Origin of the sequence: Aquibaculum sediminis (genome assembly GCF_040712085.1) — a bacterium.
Lineage (GTDB): Bacteria > Pseudomonadota > Alphaproteobacteria > Kiloniellales > DSM-21159 > Aquibaculum > Aquibaculum sediminis.
Genome location: NZ_JBFCVK010000004.1, coordinates 282031 through 297204, shown reverse-complemented (window position 1 = coordinate 297204; position 15174 = coordinate 282031). Strand labels below are relative to the sequence as shown.

General features: G+C 67.2%; 12 protein-coding genes. 9 read left to right on the top strand and 3 right to left on the bottom strand.

All coding sequences use genetic code 11. The features are described 5' to 3' along the window. Nucleotides 1–47 precede the first annotated feature (47 nt). Both ABZ720_RS08510 and gloB read right to left on the bottom strand, forming a co-directional pair. On the bottom strand, nucleotides 48–521 hold the full coding sequence (locus tag ABZ720_RS08510; protein WP_366555087.1) for a cupin domain-containing protein: 474 nt from the start codon (nucleotides 519–521) through the stop codon (nucleotides 48–50). Next, nucleotides 518–1294, bottom strand: coding sequence for a hydroxyacylglutathione hydrolase (gene gloB, locus ABZ720_RS08505; protein ID WP_366555086.1), 777 nt, complete (start codon nucleotides 1292–1294; stop codon nucleotides 518–520). The genes ABZ720_RS08510 and gloB overlap by 4 nt, the downstream gene beginning before the upstream one ends. A gap of 65 nt (nucleotides 1295–1359) precedes the next feature. Between gloB and ABZ720_RS08500 the strand changes: the two genes are divergently transcribed. The 4 genes from ABZ720_RS08500 to ABZ720_RS08485 all read left to right on the top strand — a co-directional run bounded on the left by ABZ720_RS08500 (nucleotide 1360) and on the right by ABZ720_RS08485 (nucleotide 5382). Next, on the top strand, nucleotides 1360–2112 hold the full coding sequence (locus ABZ720_RS08500; RefSeq protein WP_366555085.1) for a class I SAM-dependent methyltransferase: 753 nt from the start codon (nucleotides 1360–1362) through the stop codon (nucleotides 2110–2112). Between the two features lie 233 nt (nucleotides 2113–2345). Beyond that, nucleotides 2346–3329, top strand: a complete 984-nt coding sequence (locus tag ABZ720_RS08495; RefSeq protein WP_366555084.1) for a Bug family tripartite tricarboxylate transporter substrate binding protein — start codon at nucleotides 2346–2348, stop codon at nucleotides 3327–3329. Between the two features lie 55 nt (nucleotides 3330–3384). Beyond that, nucleotides 3385–3864, top strand: coding sequence for a tripartite tricarboxylate transporter TctB family protein (locus ABZ720_RS08490; RefSeq protein WP_366555083.1), 480 nt, complete (start codon nucleotides 3385–3387; stop codon nucleotides 3862–3864). A gap of 15 nt (nucleotides 3865–3879) precedes the next feature. After that, nucleotides 3880–5382 (top strand): tripartite tricarboxylate transporter permease, encoded by a 1503-nt coding sequence (locus tag ABZ720_RS08485; protein ID WP_366555082.1) that lies wholly within the window; start codon nucleotides 3880–3882, stop codon nucleotides 5380–5382. Between the two features lie 186 nt (nucleotides 5383–5568). Here ABZ720_RS08485 and ABZ720_RS08480 read toward each other — a convergent pair whose 3' ends face one another. Next, on the bottom strand, nucleotides 5569–9159 hold the full coding sequence (locus ABZ720_RS08480) for an ABC transporter ATP-binding protein (protein WP_366555081.1): 3591 nt from the start codon (nucleotides 9157–9159) through the stop codon (nucleotides 5569–5571). A 176-nt stretch (nucleotides 9160–9335) separates the two neighbouring features. Here ABZ720_RS08480 and ABZ720_RS08475 point away from each other — a divergent pair, with 176 nt between their 5' ends. From ABZ720_RS08475 to mrdA, 5 genes are all read left to right on the top strand, one after another. Then, nucleotides 9336–10286, top strand: coding sequence for a 3-hydroxyacyl-CoA dehydrogenase (locus ABZ720_RS08475; RefSeq protein ID WP_366555080.1), 951 nt, complete (start codon nucleotides 9336–9338; stop codon nucleotides 10284–10286). 302 nt (nucleotides 10287–10588) lie between these two features. Continuing rightward, nucleotides 10589–11629, top strand: a complete 1041-nt coding sequence (locus ABZ720_RS08470) for a rod shape-determining protein (protein ID WP_275823720.1) — start codon at nucleotides 10589–10591, stop codon at nucleotides 11627–11629. A 200-nt stretch (nucleotides 11630–11829) separates the two neighbouring features. Continuing rightward, nucleotides 11830–12708, top strand: a complete 879-nt coding sequence (gene mreC / locus ABZ720_RS08465) for a rod shape-determining protein MreC (RefSeq protein ID WP_366555079.1) — start codon at nucleotides 11830–11832, stop codon at nucleotides 12706–12708. Between the two features lie 13 nt (nucleotides 12709–12721). Then, nucleotides 12722–13228 carry a rod shape-determining protein MreD gene (gene mreD / locus ABZ720_RS08460; RefSeq protein ID WP_366555078.1) on the top strand — a complete coding sequence of 169 codons (507 nt, stop codon included), beginning with the start codon at nucleotides 12722–12724 and terminating at the stop codon, nucleotides 13226–13228. A 26-nt stretch (nucleotides 13229–13254) separates the two neighbouring features. Further along, nucleotides 13255–15150 carry a penicillin-binding protein 2 gene (mrdA, locus tag ABZ720_RS08455; protein WP_366555077.1) on the top strand — a complete coding sequence of 632 codons (1896 nt, stop codon included), beginning with the start codon at nucleotides 13255–13257 and terminating at the stop codon, nucleotides 15148–15150. Nucleotides 15151–15174 lie beyond the last annotated feature (24 nt).

The following is a 15174-nucleotide window of genomic DNA, read 5'->3' as shown; positions in this document are numbered from 1 at the left end:
TGTCGCGCCTTGCGGCGGAATAACGGAAAGCTTCGGCCGGCGCGGGCTCAGCCTTGCTGTGCCCAATCCTGCGGCGCCCAGCCCGGCGGGGCCAGCTCGAAGCCGGAAAACTCGAAGGCCGGGGAGACGGTGCAGCCGATCAGCGTCCAGTCGCCCAGGCTGCGCGCGCTCTGCCAGGCGTCCTTGGGGATGACGATCTGCGGCCGCTGGCCGCCGGCGAGATCCTTCCCCAGAACCAGCCGCTGGCTGGTGATCCCGTCATCGGACAGGCCGAGTTCCAGCGGTGCGCCGGAGTAATGGTGCCAGATCTCGGTGGCATCGACGCGGTGCCAGTGGCTGACCTCGCCTGCTGCGAGCAGGTAGTAGATCGCGGTACCGGCCCCGCGCCCGCCCTTGGCCGGCTGGTCGCGCCAGGTTTCGCAGAACCAACCGCCTTCGGGATGGGGCTGCATGTCGAGTTCGCGCGCCAGCTCGCGCGCCGCTTCCGGCAGATTGGCGTCGGGAATTGTGTTTTCGGTCATCCGCGGAAGACGTCCTTGCGCGCCCGTACCTCGGTGAAGACCTGCACCGGATCGCCGTCGGCAATCGCCAGTGCCTGCGCCAGGGCCGGGTCATCGGCCCGCAGGAAGGGGTTGGTGGCCAGTTCCTCGCCCAGTGTCGAGGGCACGGTGGGTTCGCCGCGGGCGCGCGCCGCGTCGATCTCTGCCGCCCGCGCCTTGAGGGCGCTGTTGTTGCCTTCCACCGACAGGGCAAAGCGCGCGTTGGCCTGAGTGTATTCGTGGGCGCAGTAGACCTTTGCCGTGCGGGGCAGGGCCCGCAGCTTCTTCAGGGATTGCCACATCTGCGGCGGTGTGCCCTCGAAGAGGCGTCCGCAGCCAAGGGCAAAAAGCGTATCGCCGCAGAAGAGCGCATCGGAGTCGGCGAACCAGAAGGCAATGTGCCCGCGGGTGTGGCCGGGAACGAAGTACACCTCTGCTTCCGCTTCGCCCACTGTGACCTGGTCGCCTTCGCGGACCTCGATGTCGATGCCGGGAATCCGCTCTGCATCGTAGGCCGGGCCGATGATGGTGCAGCCCGTGGCGTCCTTGATCTCCAGGTTGCCACCCACGTGGTCGCCGTGATGGTGGGTGTTGAGGATATGCGTGATCTGCCAGCCGAGGCGCTCGGCTTCCGCCAGCACCGGCTCGGCAACGGCAGGGTCGACCACGGCGGTGGCGCCGCTGGCCGGGCAGTGCGCGAGGTAGATGTAGTTGTCGTTGAGGACGGGGATTTGGTGGATCTGAAGCTGTGTCATGATTCATAGATAGCAAAGCCACCGCGCCGCTCCAACCCGCGCCGTGCTCGTGCTAGCCTTGTTCCATGTCCAGCGATGTCCTTGCCCTTTCTGAGTTCTACCGGACGCACACCGGGCAGGTGGCGCGGCATCTGATTCGCCGTCAGGTGCGCCAACGCTGGCCCGATGTCTCCGGCTGCGTGGTGCTTGGCCTCGGTTTTGCGACGCCCTACATGCGGCAGTTCCGCGACGAGGCCGATCGGGTTCTCGCCTTCATGCCGACGCGTCAGGGTGTGATGCATTGGCCGGTCGAAGGCCCTTTCTCCAGCACTCTGGTGGAGGAAGGCATGCTGCCCCTGGCCGACTGCTCGGTGGATCGGCTTTTGCTGGTTCACGCGGTGGAGCATAGTGAGGCGCTCGATGCGCTGTTGCGCGAGGCCTGGCGGGTGCTCGATGGCGAAGGGCGGTTGCTGGTGGTTGCCCCCAACCGGCGGGGGCTCTGGGCGCGCTTCGATCGCACGCCCTTCGGTCATGGCCGGCCCTACAGTCCTTCCCAACTCTCGCGTCTGTTGCGCGAGCACCTCTTCACGCCCCTCGAGGCGCGCGAGGCTCTCTATGTGCCCCCCACCTCTTGGCGCTGGCTCTTGCGTACGGCGCCGGCGTGGGAGCGGCTCGGCCAGCGCTGGTTCCCCCAGGTCGCCGGGGTCAATCTGCTGGAAGCGAAGAAGCAACTCTATGCCGTGCGGCCGCTGGCGGCACGGCAGCGGAGCAAGCGGGCGTTTGTCCTGCCCATGCCCGTCGGTGCTGCCCCCAGCCCGGCGCGGCGGAGCACGCGGTAGACCGGATCGTATCTAAGCTGAACCACCCCGGGTTCAGCTTAGATGTGTGAATCCGGCCTACATCAATGGGATAGAGCCGATTCATATCCATGTTCGGATCGCTTCGAAAATCCGATCCGGGATGATTGGCTCTAGCGTCATTCTTACCGGCTGGTACCAGAGTTTCTTGCATGCCACTGGTTTTTCGTGGAAGCATGCGCGCCTTCGAAAGACCAACACACGGGAGGTATGGAATGCTCCGGAGAACAATGCTCGGTTTTGCAGGTACGCTGGCGCTCGGTGTCGCCGCCACGGTGACGATGGCGCAGCCCGCCGAGGCTTACCCCGATCGTCCGATCACCATCATCGTGCCCTGGGGCGCCGGCGGCGGCACCGACGCCACGGCCCGCATCATCGCCTCGGTGCTCGAGGGTGAACTCGACACCTCGGTCAACGTGGTGAACCGCACCGGTGGTTCCGGCGTGGTGGGCCATACTGCCATCGCCGAAGCGGACCCGGACGGCTACACCCTCGGTCTCGCCACGGTCGAGATCAACATGATGCACTGGCAGGGCCTGACCGACCTGACCTGGGAGGGCTACACCCCCCTCACGCTGATGAACGAGGATCCGGCCTCCGTGAACGTTCCGGTTGATTCTCCTTATGAGACCCTCCAGGACCTCCTGGATGCCATCGAAGAGAACCCGGGCGGCTTCCAGGCCTCCGGCACCGGCCAGGGCGGCATCTGGCATCTGGCGCTCGCCGGTATGCTGTATGATCTGGGCTACGAGCCCAACGCCGTGGGCTGGGTTCCGAGCGACGGCGCAGCTTCCGGTCTGCAGGACATGGTCGCGGGCGGCGTGGACCTGGTTCCCTGCTCCCTGCCGGAAGCCCGCTCCCTGATCGACGCCGAGCGCGTGAAGTCGCTCGCCCTGATGTCGAATGAGCGTGCGGACCTCTATCCGGACCTCCCGACGCTGAAGGAAGAGACCGACAGCGACTGGACCATGGGTGCCTGGCGCGGCATCGTCGGCCCGGCGGGCCTGCCGCAAGAGGTGGTCGATACCCTGATCCCCGCTCTGGAAGCCGTCTATAACAGCGACGACTACCAGGAGTTCATGGCCTCGCAGGGTTACGGCATCCGCTGGGCCGCGGGCGACGATTTCGCCGAGTTCATGGATCAAAGCAACCAGAGCATGGGCGATATCATGGGCGCCGTCGGCCTCCGCAAGGACTGATCGAGACAAGGACCACCGCCGCTTCGGCGGCGGTGGCCTGATCGGATACCCGCGCATGCGCTTTAACGATATGATGCTCGGTGCGGTGCTGCTGGCGTTTGCCGTAGTCCTCGCCGGGTTTGCTACGACCTTTCCTGCCATTCCCGGGCAGCGCTTTGGGGCGGGACTCTTTCCGCTGCTGATCGCGCTGGGCTTTGCCGGCTGTGGCATCGCACTGGTGCTCCAGCACCTGCGCAGTCCGCACGCGGGCCGCGAACCCCTGGTGGCGCGCACGGACTGGACGCAGAAGCCGGGCGCGATCATGGCGGTGCTGGTCACCATCGGCCTGATGATCGGCTACATCCTTCTGTCGCGACCGCTCGGCTTCCTGCCGACCATGGCGGTCATGATCTTGATACTCTTGCGTCTGCTCCAGGTTCCCTGGTGGCAGACCCTGGTTTTCGCCATCGGCGGCACTTTCCTGCTGGACCTCATATTCCGCAGCCTGCTGATGGTTCCCCTGCCTTACGGCATCGTCCCCTATCTGCCCTGGTAGCCGTCCGGAGACACGATGGACCCCATCAGCCAAGCTTTCGACCTCGTCCTGCAGTGGCAGGTCATTGGTGCTGTTCTTGCCGCGGCAACGTTCGGCCTTCTGGTCGGGGCCATTCCCGGTCTCACGGCGACCATGGCCACGGCGCTGCTGGTCCCCTTTGCCTTCTTTATGGATCCGGTCCCGGCCGTGGGCATGATGGTGACCTGCGCGGCCATGGCGATCTTTGCCGGCGACATCCCGGGCACACTGCTGCGCATCCCCGGAACGCCGGCCTCGGCGGCCTATGCCGGCGAAGGCTACGCCATGACCCTGCGCGGCCAGGCCGAACTGGCTTTGGGCGCCAACCTGCTCTATTCGGCGCTGGGCGGGCTGTTCGGCACAGCGGTCCTGATCTTTGCCGCGCCGACACTCGCTGAAATCGCGCTCAATTTCTCGTCGGTTGAATACTTCTGGATGGCGCTGCTCGGCCTCACCTGTGCGGTATTCATCGGCGCCTCCTCACCGCTCAAAGGGCTGATCAGCCTGTTCATCGGCCTGTTCGTCGCCACCATCGGGCTCAACAATCCGGCTGGCGTGCCGCGCTTCACTTTCGGTTCGTCCGACCTGCTCGCCGGCATCGACTTCATTCCGGCAATGATCGGGCTCTTCGCCGTCTCCACCGTGCTGCGCACCGTGGCCGCCGGGGCGCCGGCCTGGGAAGTGGCGCAGAAGAGCATGGGCAACATCTTCCGTTCCTGGGGGACGCTGCTGCGCACCTATTGGCGGCAGCAGATCCGAGGTAATGTCCTGGGCACCACCATCGGCGCCCTGCCCGGTGCCGGGGCCGACATTGCCGCATGGGTCGCCTACGCGATCAGCCGCCGCTTTTCCCGCACGCCCGAGAAGTACGGCACCGGCCATGTGGAAGGCATCGTCGAAGCGACGTCGGCCAACAATGCCGCTGTTTCCAGTGCGTGGATTCCGGCTTTCGTCTTCGGCATTCCCGGCGACACCATCACCGCCATCGTGATCGGCGTGCTTTACGTGAAAGGCCTGAACCCGGGGCCGACTCTTTTCCTGTTCAATCCTCAGACGATCTACGCCGTCTTCCTCATTTTCATCATGGCCAACCTGATCATGGTCCCGCTCGGCTGGTTCGTGATCAAGCTGACCAAGCGATTGATGCAGGCGCCGCGGCGCATTCTCATGCCGCTGATCTTGGCGTTCTGCATGGTGGGCGCCTACGCCTCCAACAATTCGGTCTACGGCATTGTGGTGATGCTGGTCTTCGGGGTGCTTGGCTTCTTCATGGAGGAGAACGACATCCCCATCGCGCCCTGCATCCTGGGCATCGTGCTGGGCCCGCTCCTGGAGGATCGCTTCATCTCCGCCATGATCCGTGGTGACGGCTCGCTGCTCTTCTTCTTCGAGCGCCCCATCGCCGCCGGACTGGGTGTGGTGGTGCTCGGCATCTGGGCCTTGTCGATCATCGGCTGGCTGCGCCGCCGTCACAAACAGGCACAAGTCGCAGCCGGATAAACCGGGAATTCCGCTCCGAGTTCGTCACGGTTGGGCGATCTACGAAAGGCGGCGAGGCCGGGTTGTTCCGGCCTCGCCGAGTTCAGGGAGAGGGCCCGTGGCTCGGGAGGTTCGAGTCCACGGGTACTTGGCAAACCCGGCCCGCCCCTTTTTTGTTTCCATTCGACCTTCTGGGTAACGTCTTCCCTACTGCGCGGCCACACCCTGGGCGCCCGCGAGTTGGCGCGAGACCAGGCGTGCGTAGAGGCCGCCGCGGTTGAGCAGCGCCTCATGCGCGCCGCTTTCCACGACCCGGCCCTGGTCCAGCACCAGGATGCGGTCGGCATCGCGGACAGTCGACAGGCGGTGGGCGATGACGATGGTGGTGCGTGTGGCCTGCAGGCGGGTCAGGGCCCGGCGGATTGCCTGCTCATTTACGGCATCCAGGTGGGAGGTCGCCTCGTCGAGAATCAGAACCGGCGCATCCTTCAGGAAGGCACGGGCAATGGCGACCCGCTGGCGCTGTCCGCCGGAAAGGCTGGTGCCGCGCTCTCCAACCGAGGAGTCGAGTCCCTCGGGCAGGGAGTCCAGCAGGTCCTGCAGAGCCGCCTGCTCGACCACCTGCGACAGCGCCTGCTCGTCGGCTTCCGGCCGGGCGATCAGGATGTTGTTTCGCAGGCTGTCATTGAAGAGGTAGGTGTCCTGAGCCACCAGGGCGATGTTGCGGCGCAGCTCGTCCAGGCGGTATTCCGGCAGGGCATGGCCGTTAAGCCGGATGCTGCCGCTGTCCGGGTCCCAGAAGCGCATGAGCAGTTGCGCGGTGGTGGTCTTGCCGGCACCGGAGGGCCCGACCAGGGCCACGGTCGCTCCCGCCGGAATGTCGATGTCCACGGCTGAAAGGGCCGGCGTGTGGCTGCCGGGATAGGCGAAGGTGACCGCGTCCAGGCTGAGGGATGCCGGCCCGGGCTGTGCCGATACCCCCGGCCCGTCGGTGACCGGCACCGGCTCTTCCATCAGGGCATGGAGGCGCCTGGTGGCTCCCAGGGTGTCCGCAAGCTGCCGGCCAATCTGCGCGATCTCCGATACGGGCAGGAAGGCGGCCATGGCCAGGATGGCCAGGAGCGGCAGGAGGCCGGGATCCAGGCTCCCCTGCGTGGCCAGTGCCGCACCGGTCACCACCACCGCAAGGCCGCCCAGGCCGGTGAAGACCTCGAGCAGCGACTGCTGCAGCGTCAGCTCCCCGAAGAAGGGCAGGCGCAGGCGGATATAGTCTTCCGAAAGCCGGTCCAGGGCATCACCCCGGGCCCGCTCCTGCTGAAAGGTGACGATTTCGCCCAGCCCCTGGACGGAATCGACGGCAAAGGCGCCCAGTTCGCCGGCTGCTTCGCGGGCCTGGGAGCCGAGCCGGTCCACCCGCTTGCGCAGCAGGAAGGGACTGAGGGCGGCCGCCAGCAGGAAGGGGAGCAGCGCAAGCGCCACCCAGGGACTGGCGCTGGCCAGGATCACCAGTACCAGGGCCGGCACGAGTATGGCGACGAAGGCCGGCGCCACGGTGTGGGCGAAGAAATACTCCACCAGTTCGATGTCGTGGGTGGCCAGCGCAGTGAGGTCGCCCGTGCGCCGGCGCACCAGATAGGCCGGTGCCAGGGCGTCCAGCTTCCGGAACACCGCCACGCGCATCTCCGCCAGCAGGCGGAAGGCCATGTCGTGGGCGATCCAGGACTCCAGCCAGTGCAGTATCCCCGCCAGCGGCGCCACCAGTGCCAGCGCCAACAGCAGGTGCCCGAAGGGCTCGCCGTTCTTGAGGTTGAGGACGACCAGCGCGCTCAGCACGCCCACGCCGATGAAGGCGAAGACCCGGGTGACGCCGAAGAAGAAGGTGGCCGCCAGGCGACCCTTCCAGGGCAGGATGAGCTGCATCAACCGCCCCACCAGCTGATACCAGGTCAGGCCCTCGGCCTTGATGATTCCTTCGGTGGGCGCGCTCGATGGCCCGCCGCCCTGCGCCAGGGCTTCACCGGCCGCGGGTGCAGGCTCGGATGCACCTTCGCCGGTCTCGAAGGTCAGGCTGCTCTCCGCCTCCCGGGCCTGTTCGGCCATCAGGCGGGCATAGACGCCACCAGCCTGCATCAGGCTGTCGTGCGGGCCGCTTTCCGCCACCCGGCCGCCGTCCAGCACCAGGATGCGGTCGCAGTCGATCACGCTGGAAAGGCGGTGGGCGAGGATCAGCGTGGTGCGCCCGCGCATCAGGCGGTCGAGCGCCTCCTGGATCACCGCCTCGTTCTCGGCGTCCACGGCGGAAAGCGCCTCGTCCAGCACCAGGATCGGCGTGTCGCGTAGCAGCGCCCGGGCAATGGCGAGCCGCTGGCGTTGCCCGCCCGAGAGCTTGATGCCCTTTTCTCCCACCAGGGTCTGGTAGCCCTGGGGCAGCCCGGCGATGAAGTCGTGGATGTTGGCTGCGCGCGCCGCGGCCTCCAGTTCGTCCTGACTCGCCTCCGGGGCGCCCATGCGCAGGTTCTCCTCCACCGTGCCGTGGAAGAGGAAGGCATCCTGGCTGACGACGGAGATGAGTGAGCGGATCTCGTGGAAGGGCAGCTCCTTCAAATCCTGCCCGCCAAGCAGCACCCGTCCGGCCTCGGGGTCGTAGAAGCGCAGCAGCAGGCGGACGATGGAGGACTTGCCGCCGCCCGAGGGGCCGACCAGGCCCACCCGCTCGCCTGGCCGCACGGCGAAGTCCAGGCCCTCGTGGACGATGCGGCGGGTGCCGGGATAGCGAAAGCGTACTGCCTCGAAGGTGATCGAGGGCTCGAGCGGCGCAGGCCGGCCTGCCGGGGCATCCTCCACCTCCGGCTGTTCGTCGAAGATGCGGTAGATGCCCTGGGCCGCCGCCATGCCCACCATGCCTTGGTGCAGCACCGAGCGCACCTCGCGCATGGGCCGGAAGATCTCCACCCCCAGCATCAGGATGATCAGCAGGCCGGTCAGCTCCAAAGCCCCGGTCTGCACGCGCCAGGCCCCCAGGGCCAGGGCGGCGGCCGCGCCGCAGGCAATGGCCGTGTCGGTGATGCCTCGCCCCAACACATTGCCGCCCAGCACCCACATGGTGCGTTGAAACAGCTCCCGGGCCTGGACCGCCAGGTGCTGCGCGCGGGCGCTGCTCTTCCCGAAGGCCTTCAGCGTCGCCAGGCCCTGTATGGAGTCGAGGAACTCGGCGGCAAAGGCGGAATAGGCCTTCTGCAGCTCGCGCGAGCTTTCGGCGTCGCGCTTGTGCCAGAGCGCCGGGGCGAAGAGTGCGATCAGGGCGAAGAGCAGCATGACACTGGCCACCGCCAGGTCGATGAAGGCGATGCCGACGAAAATGAGCAGTGGCGTGAGCAGGGCGATCAGGAACTGCGGCAGGTACTGGCCGAAGTAGGTTTCCAGCTGCTCCACGCCGTCGATGAGCGAGGCGGTTAGCGCGCCCGAGCGCTGCCGGCCGACTGCGCCCGGCCCCAAAGCAGCGATGCGGTCGTAGATCGCCCGGCGCAGGCGCTTCTGCACCCGAGCGGCAGTTTCATGCGCCAACATGACCCGCCAGTGCTCGAAGGCGCCGCGGAGCAGCATGACAAGGGCGATGAGGGCAATGGGCAACGCCAGGGCGGCCAACTCGCTGCCGGCGAAGACCTCACCGATCAGCCAGCCCAGCAGGCCGAGCCGCGCCACGCCGAAACCCACGGCCAGCAGGCCGATCAGCACCGCCCAGAGCAGGCGCAGTCGCAAGCCCTTGGTGAAGGCCCAAAGCCGTGGCTCGAAATGCATCTGTCGCTCCGCCTGCTGTGTTTTCCCTCTGACCGGCAACCATAGCGTCCCGCACCCAAGGGGGCACCCGCCTTTTCCGCCCGCTTGGCGTGCCCAATCTGCCGAGCAGGCTCCCCGGCGCCACCGCAGCTGTGCTAGACAGGGGCGGCATTCGAGAAGCAGGGAGCAGCAACGTCATGAGCGGAACCACGGCAATCGTCGGCAGCGGCCTGATCGGCCGGGCCTGGGCCATCGCCTTCGCACGGGCTGGCTGGTGGGTCCGGCTCTGGGATCCGGTGGAAACGGCGCCGGCCCAGGCCGTCGACACCATCGCCGGCCTGCTGTCCGATCTCGGGGCCAACGACATGCTGCGCGGCCAGGACACCGGGACGGTGCTCGCCCGCATCACGCCGGCGCCCAGCATCGCCGCCGCGCTGGAGGGCGCCGACTGGGTGCAGGAGAATGCGCCGGAGAAGTTGGAGGTCAAGCGGGTGCTCTGGGCCGAGATGGAGCCCTTGGCCGGGGCCGAGACCATTCTGGCCAGTTCCACCTCGGCCATCGTTCCGTCGCTCTTCACCGAAGGGCTGGCCGGCCGCCACCGCTGCCTCACGGCGCACCCCATCAACCCGCCCTATCTGGTGCCGGCGACCGAGCTGGTGCCCGCGCCTTGGACCAGTGCCGAGACCATGCAGAAGGCCGAGACCGTGATGCGGGCCATCGGCCAGGCCCCCATCGTCATGCGCAAGGAGATCGACGGCTTCGTCATGAACCGCATGCAGGGCGCGCTGCTGGAGGAGGCCTTTCGGCTGGTCGCCGACGGGATCTGCGGTGCGGAGGATGTGGACGTGGGCATCCGCGAGGGCCTGGCCCTGCGCTGGGCTTTCATGGGGCCCTTCGAGACCATCGACCTCAACGCACCGGGCGGCGTGCGCGACTATGCCGAGCGCTATCAGGGCCTCTACGAAGGTATATTTCCCTCGATGCTGCGCCGCGTCGACTGGGCCGGGCCGGTGATGGGAACCATCGAAGGCGAGCGCCGCGCCCGTCTCTCGGAGACGGAACTGCAGGAGCGCCAGCGCTGGCGCGACCGCCACCTCATGGCGTTGCTCCGCCACAAGGCCCGGGCGCGTGACGAGATTGGCGAGTGACGCGAGGATAGGGAACGGCCCCTGCGTTATGTCGAATCGGGCCGGTGTGCCTGGAACCAGGGCGTCCCCGCCTTGCCCAGGAATGGCCACAGCGTCCGCGCCGGCCGACCAGAGCGGGCCTGTCTTGCACCTGCAAGACTAGCGCACTGAATTTGAACGGTATTTTCCCGGAATGCAACGGGGTGAGCTTTTGTCTTGCAAGGGCTTGCCGGACAAAGCCTCCCTTGCATTCGGGCGGTCGGGGCGCTATTCGCTACGGCCATGGTTTTCATTCCCCGCGCGTAGGGACTTCCTGACTTCTTATGCTCTCCCGCATCCTCGGCTTCCTCTCCGCCGACATGGCGATCGACCTCGGCACGGCCAACACGCTGGTCTACGTGAAGGGGCGCGGCATCGTTCTGAACGAACCCTCCGTGGTTGCCATCGCCGACGTGCGGGGCAAGAAGCAGGTGCTGGCCGTCGGTGACGAGGCCAAGCTTATGCTTGGCCGCACCCCCGGCAACATCCAGGCCATCCGGCCGCTGCGTGACGGCGTCATCGCCGACTTCGAGGTGGCGGAGGAGATGATCAAGCATTTCATCCGCAAGGTGCACAACCGCCGAACCTTCACCAGCCCGCAGATCATCATCTGCGTGCCCTCGGGCTCCACGGCGGTGGAGCGCCGCGCCATCCAGGAATCGGCCGAGGCCGCCGGTGCGCGCCGGGTCTTCCTGATCGAGGAACCCATGGCCGCGGCCATCGGCGCCGGCCTGCCGGTTACCGAGCCGACCGGCTCCATGGTGGTCGACATCGGCGGCGGCACCACCGAAGTTGCCGTGCTGTCGCTTGGCGGGATCGTCTATTCGCGCTCGGTGCGCGTGGGCGGCGACAAGATGGACGAATCCATCATCGCCTACATCCGGCGCAATCATAATCTGCTGGTCGGTGAAAGCTCGGCCGAGCGTATCAAGAAGCAGATCGGCTCCGCCTGTCCGCCGGAAGACGGCGAGGGCGGCACCCTGGAAATCAAGGGTCGCGACCTGATGAACGGCGTGCCCAAGGAACTGGTGATCTCCGAGCGCCAGGTTGCGGAAGCCCTGGCCGAACCGGTCAGCGCCATCATCGAGGCGGTGAAGGTGGCCCTGGAGCATACCGCGCCGGAACTGGCGGCGGACATCGTCGACAAGGGAATCGTGCTCACCGGCGGCGGCTCCATGCTGGGCAATCTGGATTTCGTGCTGCGTGCGGCGACCGGCCTGCCGGTCTCCATCGCCGACGATCCCCTGTCCTGTGTCGCTATTGGAACCGGACGTTGCCTGGAAGAATCGGTGGCGCTGAAGAACGTCCTGACCACCGTTTACTGAACGGGCGTTTACTGAACGGGCGTTTTCTGATTGGGCGTCTACCGGGCGGGTCGGCCCGGGCATTGCGCCGGCGCAGGGTGGCGGCTCGACAAAAGCGATCAGTCCAGGGGCTTCCCCTCGGCGCAGTGATTGCTTAGCCTTCTACACCGATTCGGGTCCTCAACCGCCTTGATCGGAAGATCTAGTTTCCGGAGGACGTTTTGCCCAAGCGCAGTGGCACCGTAGCACGCCTGACCTCGCCCGTCCGGGCTCTGGTCCAGCGCTTCGGGTTTCTGCTCTTGATCGCCGCCACCTTCGCCACCCTGGCCCTGGGTAAGGCCGACACGGTGCTCGTGGAACGCGCCCGCATCGTGGTGGTGGACAGCATGGCCCCGGTGGTGGCGCTCCTCTCGGAGCCGGTGCAGGGCGTCGAGCGGGCCATGAGCGGACTGCGCGAACTCGCCGAGGTGCGCCAGATCAACGAAAGCCTTCGGGGCGAGAACGAACGCCTCATGGCATGGCACCACAAGGCCCGCCAGCTCGAAGCGGAGAATGCGCGGTTGCGCCAGCTGCTCAACCTGCCGCCGGACCCCGGTGCGCGCTATGTTTCCGCCCGCGTGATCGGTGACAACAGCGGCGCGTTTGCCCGTTCGGTTCTGGTGGCCGCCGGCACCGACGATGGCACGGCGGAGGGGCACGTGGCCCTCTCCGGCGAGGGACTGGCCGGGCGTGTGGTCGAGGCTGGCGAGCGGGCCGCGCGCGTGATGTTGATCACCGACATCAGCAGCCGCATTCCCGTCAGCGTCGGGCTGGTCGGAGAACGGGCGGTCATGGCCGGAGACAACAGCGCCCAGCCGCAAGTGCTCTACCTGCCGCCGGGGCATCAGGTCGCTCCGGGCGACCGGGTGGTGACCTCGGGCCATGGCGGGGTCTTCCCGCCGGACATACCGGTGGGCGTGGTTGCGGCGGTGAGCGAACAAGCCGTCCGGCTGCGACCCTATGTGGACTGGACGCGCCTGGATTACCTGCGACTGGTGGACTACGACCTGCCGGGCCTGATCGCTCCCTTGACGGACGGCCGGGCAGAAGCAGACGAATAGGGTGGGCACTGCCATGGCACCGGATCTGGTGCAGCGGCTCAACACTCTGGCCAAGACGCTGATCCCGGCGCTGCTGACCGCCTTTCTGGTGGTGCTCGTGGTGGTGCCGCTGCGTGCGCCGGAGGTGGCGCCGCTAATGCCGGCCCTGGGCGTGGTCGCGGTTTATTACTGGTCGGTCTTCCGGCCCGATCTGATGCCGGCCTGGCTGATCTTTCTGCTCGGCCTGTTTCAGGACCTGCTGACGGCTGCCCCGCTTGGAACGGGCTTGCTGGCGCTGGTGGCGATCTATTTCCTGGTGGCGAGCCAGCGGCGGATCTTCGTCAACGCCAGCTTCCTGCTGCTCTGGGTGGTTTTCGCCCTCTTTGCAGCCCTGGCGCTGACCCTGGCCTGGCTGGCCGGGTCGCTGCTCGTGGGGAGCTGGGGGGATGCGCGCTTGCTGCTGCTGCAGTATGCCTTGACGGTGGGTGTCTACCCCTGTCTGGCATGGCTGTTCGGCAGGACGCAGCAGCTGCTGCTGTGACCCAGACATAGGAGGACGAAGCGGCCGTGGAGAGGTCCCGGAACGAGGAACAGACCCGCTACAGCAGTTTCAGCCGCCGCAGCCTGCTGCTGGGCGGTGGCATGCTGCTGGGTCTGGGCACGCTGGTGGGCCGCTTGTATCAGCTCCAGGTCGTGGAGGCCGAGCGCTACCGTCTGCTGGCCGAGAACAACCGCATCTCCATGCGGCTGCTGGCGCCGCCGCGCGGCGAGATCATCGACCGCCAGGGTATCCCCGTCGCCATCAACCGGCAGAACTACCAGGTCCTCCTGGTGGCGGAGCAGGCGCGCAACTATCGCCGGGTGCTGGACCGGCTGGGCCGCATTGTGGAGATCACCGAAGCCGATCGCGAGCGTATCGACCGTGACGTCAGTCGCGTCCGCTCCTTCGTGCCCGTACGCGTACGGGACAATCTCAGCTGGGACCAGGTCAGCCGCATCGCGGTCAATGCGCCGGAGTTACCGGGTATCAGCATTGAGGTGGGTGAGACCCGCCACTATCCCTTCGGCGCCGTGCTCTCCCACATCCTGGGCTATGTGGCAGCGGTCTCCGAGCGGGACCTGATCGAGCAGAACGATCCGCTGCTGCAGCTCCCCGGCCTGCGCATCGGCAAGAGCGGGATCGAGCGAACCCACGACGAGACCCTGCGCGGCGCGGCCGGCACCAGCCAGGTCGAGGTCAATGCCGTCGGCCGGGTGATGCAGGAACTGGCGCGCGAAGAGGGCCAGCCGGGGCACATGGTGGAACTGACCGTCGACACCATGCTGCAGAACTACGCCCAGCAGCGCCTGATGGGCGAGCGCAGTGCCTCGGCCGTGGTGCTGGACGTGACCAACGGCGATGTCCTGGCCATGGCCTCGGTGCCCAGCTACGACCCCGAACCCTTTGGGCGCGGACTCACCGCGGCCCAGTGGCGCGCCTTGACTGAGGATCCGCTCAACCCGCTGAGCAACAAGTGCATCGCCGGCGCCTACGCACCCGGCTCCACCTTCAAAATGGTGGTCGCGCTGGCAGCCATGGAGCAGGGCATCGATCCGGGCGAGCGCGTTTTCTGTCCCGGCTACTACGAATTGGGCAACCACCGCTTCCACTGCTGGAGCCGCGGCGGACACGGCCACATGAACCTGCAGAATTCCCTGATCCAGTCTTGCGACGTCTATTACTACGACGTCGCGCGGCGTCTCGGGATCGAGCGGATCGCGGCCATGGCCCGGCGCCTGGGACTGGGCGTGCCGGTGGGCATCGATCTTCCGGGCGAGCGCGACGGTCTGGTGCCCACCGAAGACTGGAAGCTGGCCACTATCGGTGAGCGCTGGCAGGGCGGCGAGACGCTCATCTCCGCCATCGGCCAGGGTTTCATGCTGTCGACGCCCTTGCAGTTGGCGGTGATGACGGCACGCCTGGTCAATGGCGGCAAGGCCGTGGTCCCGCATGTCACCCGCGCCATTCATCGCCCGGGCGGCATCGAGCCCACGGTCAAAGCGCCGCCGCCGAGTCTGGGGATTTCCGAGCGCCACCTGGATATCGTGGTCGAAGCCATGGAGGAGGTCGTGCTGGGCCGTCGCGGCACCGCGCGCGGCGCGCGCATCGAGCTGCCGGGCCTGGAGATGGGCGGCAAGACCGGCACCAGCCAGGTGCGGCGCATCAGTGCAGCGGAGCGGGCTGCCGGCGTGTTCCGCAACGAGGACCTGCCCTGGCACCGCCGCGATCATGCGCTCTTCGTCGGCTTCGCCCCGGTTGGCCGACCGCGCTACGCCTGCGCCGTGGTGGTGGCGCACGGCGGCGGCGGCTCGGCGGTGGCCGCGCCCATTGCCCGCGATCTGCTGATCGAGACCCAGCGCCGCGACCCGGCGAGCCGAGAGGGCCCCTCCGGCCCGATCGCGGCGCTCGGCGGCCAGGGCTAGGAGGCAGTCTCGGTGTCCGCCCTC

Coding starts and splice junctions, on each gene's coding strand:
- ABZ720_RS08480 (WP_366555081.1), bottom strand. CDS start 9,159: ATGCATTTCGAGCCACGGCTTTGGGCCTTCACCAAGGGCTTGCGACTG.
- gloB (WP_366555086.1), bottom strand. CDS start 1,294: ATGACACAGCTTCAGATCCACCAAATCCCCGTCCTCAACGACAACTAC.
- ABZ720_RS08490 (WP_366555083.1), top strand. CDS start 3,385: ATGCGCTTTAACGATATGATGCTCGGTGCGGTGCTGCTGGCGTTTGCC.
- ABZ720_RS08495 (WP_366555084.1), top strand. CDS start 2,346: ATGCTCCGGAGAACAATGCTCGGTTTTGCAGGTACGCTGGCGCTCGGT.
- mreD (WP_366555078.1), top strand. CDS start 12,722: ATGGCACCGGATCTGGTGCAGCGGCTCAACACTCTGGCCAAGACGCTG.
- ABZ720_RS08475 (WP_366555080.1), top strand. CDS start 9,336: ATGAGCGGAACCACGGCAATCGTCGGCAGCGGCCTGATCGGCCGGGCC.
- ABZ720_RS08485 (WP_366555082.1), top strand. CDS start 3,880: ATGGACCCCATCAGCCAAGCTTTCGACCTCGTCCTGCAGTGGCAGGTC.
- ABZ720_RS08510 (WP_366555087.1), bottom strand. CDS start 521: ATGACCGAAAACACAATTCCCGACGCCAATCTGCCGGAAGCGGCGCGC.
- ABZ720_RS08470 (WP_275823720.1), top strand. CDS start 10,589: ATGCTCTCCCGCATCCTCGGCTTCCTCTCCGCCGACATGGCGATCGAC.
- ABZ720_RS08500 (WP_366555085.1), top strand. CDS start 1,360: ATGTCCAGCGATGTCCTTGCCCTTTCTGAGTTCTACCGGACGCACACC.